Origin of the sequence: Xanthomonas axonopodis, assembly GCF_001304695.1 — a bacterium.
In the GTDB taxonomy this organism is placed as follows: domain Bacteria; phylum Pseudomonadota; class Gammaproteobacteria; order Xanthomonadales; family Xanthomonadaceae; genus Xanthomonas; species Xanthomonas axonopodis.
This window is the reverse complement of record NZ_JFAQ01000223.1, coordinates 1-5,523: the sequence shown is the minus strand read 5'-3', so window position 1 is coordinate 5,523 and position 5,523 is coordinate 1. Positions and strand designations below refer to the sequence as shown.

Sequence of the window (5,523 nt, the reverse complement as noted above, 5' to 3'; positions counted from 1 at the left end):
CAAGGAAGCCACTGTCAAACGCTTCCATTACGACGATCACGCACAACTGCAACAGCATTTAGCCAACTTCATCGACGCCTACAACTACGGTCGCAGGCTCAAAGCTCTGAAGGGTCTGACACCGTACGAATTCATCTGCAAGCAGTGGACATCCGAACCCGAGCGGTTCAAAGTGAATCCGATCCATCTAATGCCGGGACTGAACACCTAGGGAAAACGAACTCACCGCGCCCCCGTCAGCGGCTGTAGGTCGCGCAAAATCGCAACCGCTTGCGAGGACAATGGAACCACGTGGGACTGAACGGTCTTGCTTGCAATGAACCGCCATTCGCTCGAATCAAGATCAATGTTCTCCCAGCGTGCTCGCCTCAGTTCCCCCGGGCGTACAAATACGAGCGGGGCCAGTTGCAGTGCTGCCATCACCACTGGTGAACCACGATAGCCGTGGATTGCTCGCAAGAGTTCACCCACCAGGGCTGGCTCAGTCACGCTTGCGAAGTGGCGGCCTATCGGAGGAGTCAACGCACCTCTAAGGTCAGAGGCTGGGTCTCGTTCGGCCCTGCCCGTGGCAATGGCGTAGCGGAATACCTGCCCGGCCAGCATGCGAGCGCGGTGAGCGGTTTCGACCGCCCCGCGTGACTCAATCTTTCGCAGCGCTTCCAACAAGTCACGAGCAGATATTTCAGCTATGGGGCGGCTGCCAATGTATGGACCAAGATCTTTTTGAAGGAGGCGACGCTCGCGCACGACCGAGCCTGCAGAGAGCTTGTTAGCTCGCATAGCCAAATGCTCTGTAGCAACCGCTTCGAATGTATTGGCCGATCGCTCCAACGTTGCGGATTTCTCGGCCTTGCGCTGCTCGCCAGGATCGATGCCTTCGGCCAATAATTTGCGGGCCGCTGCATGCCGCTCACGTGCTGTAGCCAAGCTGACATCCGGATATGTCCCGAGCGATAGTGTGTTGCGCTTGCTCGTCACCGAGCGGCGATAGTCCCATCGCCACCACTTGGCACCATCCGGGCGCAAAAGTACATACAGACCGCCACCATCCCGAAGCTTCTGCACGGATGCGGTGGGTTTCGCCTTGCGGATAGCAGTGTCTGTCAAAGGCATGATGGCGGTAAGTGGGTATCGGGGGCGGTAGCTTACCGCCAAAGCCACCGCCAACAGAGATTGGATTGATGCAGATCCTATAGGACGCAAGCAGACGCAAAAAAGGCCGGATTCCGTGAAACATCAGGGATTTCCGGCCTCTATAGGACGCTATCGGATCTTCAAATGGTGGGCCCACCAGGATTCGAACCTGGAACCAAAGGATTATGAGTCCTCTGCTCTAACCGTTGAGCTATAGGCCCGTGTGTCTGGCAGCGAGATGGCGAGCATGTCGAGCCGTGCAGCGGACGCGAAAGTTTACCTGTCTGGGCGTTGCCGTGTCTGCTATGCGCCCTCTGCCTGCAGCGATCCAGCGCTCACAGCCGCGAGATCACGTATCTCTGCTACCTACAACGAAAAGCCCAGCGGCAGCTGGGCTTGCACAGCAGATTTCAGAGTCCCGTCGCGCGCCCGCTCTACAGACGCTTTCGATAGACCGGTGCATCTGAGCAGATTGCAGCACGGTGTGGAGCTTGGTGATGCCGAAGCCGGTTTGGTTAGCAGTCCATCGCAGCGCATGTGTGCGTGACCGGTAGCGAGCCATTTGCGCAAGCATGGCAACCAATACGATGTGGCGGTGGGTACGGCATCGCGAGAGGAGCTGGAGCTAGCGTCATGCACGCGATCGCGACATCTAAATGCAACCAACAACACCTACCAATCCCGAATTCCCAATCCCGCCCCTCAGGCATCAGCCGTCTCAAACTGCCCATCAATCAATTGCCGACCTGCACGGAACCCGTGCGCAATGGCTTCCTGGTACGTCGCATAGGCCAGCCCATTGCAGCCGATACGCGGCTGGCGCTTGCCGCCGAGCGCATACACGTCCACCCAGAGCGTCCACTTGGCATCAGGGGACGCCTGCTCGGCGCGCACGCGGATCTCGTGCTCGCGGTACGTCGTGGTTTCAAAGCGGCTTTGCCTGCTCATAAGCAATCTCGTCTCCATGCGTCCGCCAACTTAGAAGTCGCGGTCAGAACGCCACGTGAGGTTTGCGAAACATCGGTTTAATGTTGCGTGGCCGTGTAGCTTCGTCGGCGGTGCGTGAAACGTCGAGGCGCTACACACCGACGCGCGCCTTGCATGCGACCAACCACTACGTCAGTCCCAAGCATAGCCAATTGCCTGCGCCATCACGCAACAGCCCCGCATGAGCGGGGCTGTTGCGTGATCACTGCACGGTTACGACCGGGCCTCAGTCGATATCCAGGAACGAGCGCAGCTGTTCCGAACGGCTCGGGTGACGCAGCTTGCGCAACGCCTTGGCCTCTATCTGACGAATCCGTTCGCGGGTGACGTCGAACTGCTTACCGACCTCTTCCAGCGTGTGATCGGTATTCATGTCGATACCGAAGCGCATGCGCAGTACCTTCGCCTCGCGCGGGGTGAGGCCGGCCAACACGTCACGCACCGTCTCGGAGAGATTGATGTTGGTGGTGTTGTCGATCGGGGACTCCACGTTGGTGTCCTCGATGAAGTCGCCCAGATGCGAATCCTCGTCGTCGCCGATCGGGGTTTCCATCGAGATCGGCTCCTTGGCGATTTTCATCACCTTGCGGATCTTGTCCTCGGGCATGTCCATTTCCTTGGCCAATTCCTCCGGCGTGGCCTCGCGGCCGAACTGCTGGAGCATCTGGCGGGAAATGCGGTTCAACTTGTTGATCGTTTCGATCATGTGCACCGGAATACGGATGGTGCGCGCCTGGTCGGCGATCGAACGGGTGATGGCCTGACGGATCCACCACGTTGCATACGTCGAGAACTTGTAACCGCGACGGTATTCGAACTTGTCCACGGCCTTCATCAGGCCGATGTTGCCTTCCTGGATCAGGTCCAGGAACTGCAGGCCGCGGTTGGTGTACTTCTTGGCGATGGAGATGACCAGACGCAGGTTGGCCTCGACCATTTCCTTCTTGGCCTTGCGCGCCTTGGCTTCGCCATAGGCCATCGCACGGCTGATCTCTTTGATCTCGCCCAGGGTCAGGTAGTTGGCCTTTTCCATCTCGATCGAGCCCTGCTGCTCGGAGATGATCTGATCCTTGACGTCGCGCAGCGCCGACGACCACTTCTGCTTGCGCTTGAGTGCGTCTTCCACCCATTCCAGGTTGGTCTGGTTGCCTTCCCAGGAGCGGATGAAATCCTTGCGCGGCATGCGTGCCACGGTGGTGGCCAGGTGAAGCACCTTGCGCTCGTGGTCCTTGATGCCATTGACCACGCCACGCAGCTGGGTGACCAGCGCGTCGGTCAGCGGCAGCGGCAGCTTGAGCGTGGTGAAGATGGCGGCCATGTCTTCGCGGGCCTTGACCACCAGCTTGTGCTCGGCGCCGTTCTTGGCATAGGCCTTCTTGAACTTGGCGTATTCGTTGGCCAGGTTCTCCATGCGCGTGGCCACTTCCACCGGGTCCGGACCGGTCGGGCCGGCCTCTTCTTCGGCGGCCTCGTCATCGCCGTCTTCGTCGTCGTCTTCGTCGACTGCTTCATCGTCGGACACGGCGACCGGGCCGGCCGCGGCGAGCGCAGCAGCGGCCGCATCGGCTTCTTCGATCAGGTCGTTGAAGCCAACCACGATCTCGGCCAGACGCTTCTTGCCTTCCTTGTGCGCTTCGTAATCGACCAGCAGCATTTCGGTCGACAGCGGGAACACGCCCAACGCGGCCTGGACCTGGCTCAGGCCTTCTTCAATACGCTTGGCGATGGCGATTTCGCCTTCGCGGGTCAGCAGCTCGACCGTGCCCATTTCGCGCATATACATGCGCACCGGGTCGGTGGTGCGGCCACCTTCGGTGTCGAGCGCAGTCAGCGCGGCGGCAGCTTCTTCGGCGGCGGTGTCGTCAACCTCGCGGTTGCCGGTGTTGCCATCGTTGAGCAACAGGGTTTCGGCATCGGGTGCAACTTCATGGACATCGATGCCCATGCCGTTGATCATGCTGATGATGTCTTCGATCTGCTCCGGGTCGACCAAGTCGTCGGGCAGATGGTCATTGACTTCGGCGTAGGTCAGATAGCCCTGTTCCAGGCCCTTGCTGATCAGTAGCTTGATGTCGGATTGCTGGGCAGGACGTTCGTTGGCCATGAGTGCTCGCGCCACCGGCTTTGAGATTGGAAAGAGAACCTAGCATTATACCAGCGTGAAGCCCGGTCTGCCGGATTCAAGACGGGGCCGCTGGTGGACGTGTTGTATCTAGGGTCTGAGAAGGAAGGTCACCGGGCCATCGTTGACCAGGTCGATAACCATATGGGCACCAAAGCGGCCGGTTTCCACCCCACCGCGATGTTTTTCGCGGCAGATCGCCACCAATTGATTGAACGCTGATTCAGCCTCCAGTGGCGGCGCGGCGGTGCTGAAGCCTGGACGGTTGCCGGAACGGGTGTCCGCAGCCAGGGTGAACTGGCTGACCAGCAACAGGCCGCCGCCGGTGTCGGTGAGTGAGCGGTTCATCTTGCCGGTGTCGTCGCCGAACACCCGGTAGCTCAGCAGCCGCTCGGACAGGCGCCGGATCTGCGCCTCGCTGTCGCCGGGCTCCACACCGATCAGGGCCAGTAGCCCGGGGCCGATCTGCCCGACGATCTGGTCATCGACCGTGACGCTGGCGCGGGTGACTCGCTGGATCAGTGCAAGCATGGGCATTCTCGGGCAGCAAACTGTGCCGCGCAGCATGCCCAGCGCTGCCGGCACTGTCACGCGCGGGCCTTCGCGGTCCGCGCTGTTTAGAATTGCGCCGATGACACCTGATGTTCGCGCTCGCCTGTTGTACGCCACCGCCGCCACCGTGGGCCGCTTGCCCTGGCCGTTGCTCAAGCGCCTGGCCGACACGCTGGCCTGGAGCTGGCGCAAGCTCAATGCACGCGAATCACGCGTGGCGCGCCGCAATCTGGAACTGGCGTATCCGGAACTCGGCGCCAAGCAGCGCGCGCGATTGCATGCGCAGGTCCTGCAATCGACCGCGCGGCAGACGCTGGAAGTGCTGCGCACCTGGACCCGCCCGCCGGCGGAGAACCTGGCACGCCTGCAACGCAACGGCCAGGAGCTCTACGACGCTGCGCTGGCCTCCGGGCGCGGGGTCATCGTGGCGGCCCCGCATTTCGGCAACTGGGAGCTGCTCAACCAGTGGCTGTCCGAACGCGGGCCCATCGCGATTGTTTACCGGCCGCCGGAATCGGAGGCGGTGGATGGCTTCCTGCAGCTGGCACGCGGCGGCAACAACGTGCGCCAGGTGCGCGCCGAAGGCCCGGCGGTGCGGCAATTGTTCAAGGTGCTCAAGGACGGCGGCGCGGTCGGCATCCTGCCGGACCAGCAACCAAAGATGGGCGATGGCGTATTCGCACCGTTCTTCGGCATTCCGGCCTTGACCATGACCCTGGTCAACCGGC

Annotated in this window: 6 protein-coding genes and 1 tRNA gene; 2 read left to right on the top strand and 5 right to left on the bottom strand. The window is 61.2% G+C overall.

The features are described 5' to 3' along the window. The coding region (locus XAXN_RS17760) for an IS3 family transposase (RefSeq protein WP_054320527.1) at nucleotides 1–211 on the top strand (211 nt) is incomplete at its 5' end. An 11-nt stretch (nucleotides 212–222) separates the two neighbouring features. Here XAXN_RS17760 and XAXN_RS22010 read toward each other — a convergent pair. The 5 genes from XAXN_RS22010 to dtd form a co-directional block, all read right to left on the bottom strand. Beyond that, nucleotides 223–1,107, bottom strand: a complete 885-nt coding sequence (locus XAXN_RS22010; protein WP_245149966.1) for a tyrosine-type recombinase/integrase — start codon at nucleotides 1,105–1,107, stop codon at nucleotides 223–225. A 172-nt stretch (nucleotides 1,108–1,279) separates the two neighbouring features. Continuing rightward, nucleotides 1,280–1,355 (bottom strand) — tRNA-Ile (locus XAXN_RS17755). Nucleotides 1,356–1,836: 481 nt separating this feature from the next. Beyond that, nucleotides 1,837–2,082 carry a hypothetical protein gene (locus XAXN_RS17750; RefSeq protein WP_008572796.1) on the bottom strand — a complete coding sequence of 82 codons (246 nt, stop codon included), beginning with the start codon at nucleotides 2,080–2,082 and terminating at the stop codon, nucleotides 1,837–1,839. A 265-nt stretch (nucleotides 2,083–2,347) separates the two neighbouring features. Continuing rightward, nucleotides 2,348–4,225, bottom strand: a complete 1,878-nt coding sequence (rpoD, locus tag XAXN_RS17745) for an RNA polymerase sigma factor RpoD (RefSeq protein WP_054320526.1) — start codon at nucleotides 4,223–4,225, stop codon at nucleotides 2,348–2,350. Between the two features lie 108 nt (nucleotides 4,226–4,333). Beyond that, complete coding sequence (gene dtd, locus XAXN_RS17740; protein ID WP_054320525.1) at nucleotides 4,334–4,774, bottom strand: D-aminoacyl-tRNA deacylase; 441 nt, start codon at nucleotides 4,772–4,774, stop codon at nucleotides 4,334–4,336. On the opposite strand from dtd, the gene XAXN_RS17735 reads away from it, so the two are divergent. Beyond that, the coding region (locus XAXN_RS17735) for a lauroyl acyltransferase (protein WP_174515497.1) at nucleotides 4,773–5,523 on the top strand (751 nt) is incomplete at its 3' end. The two genes, dtd and XAXN_RS17735, sit on opposite strands and share 2 nt — an antisense overlap.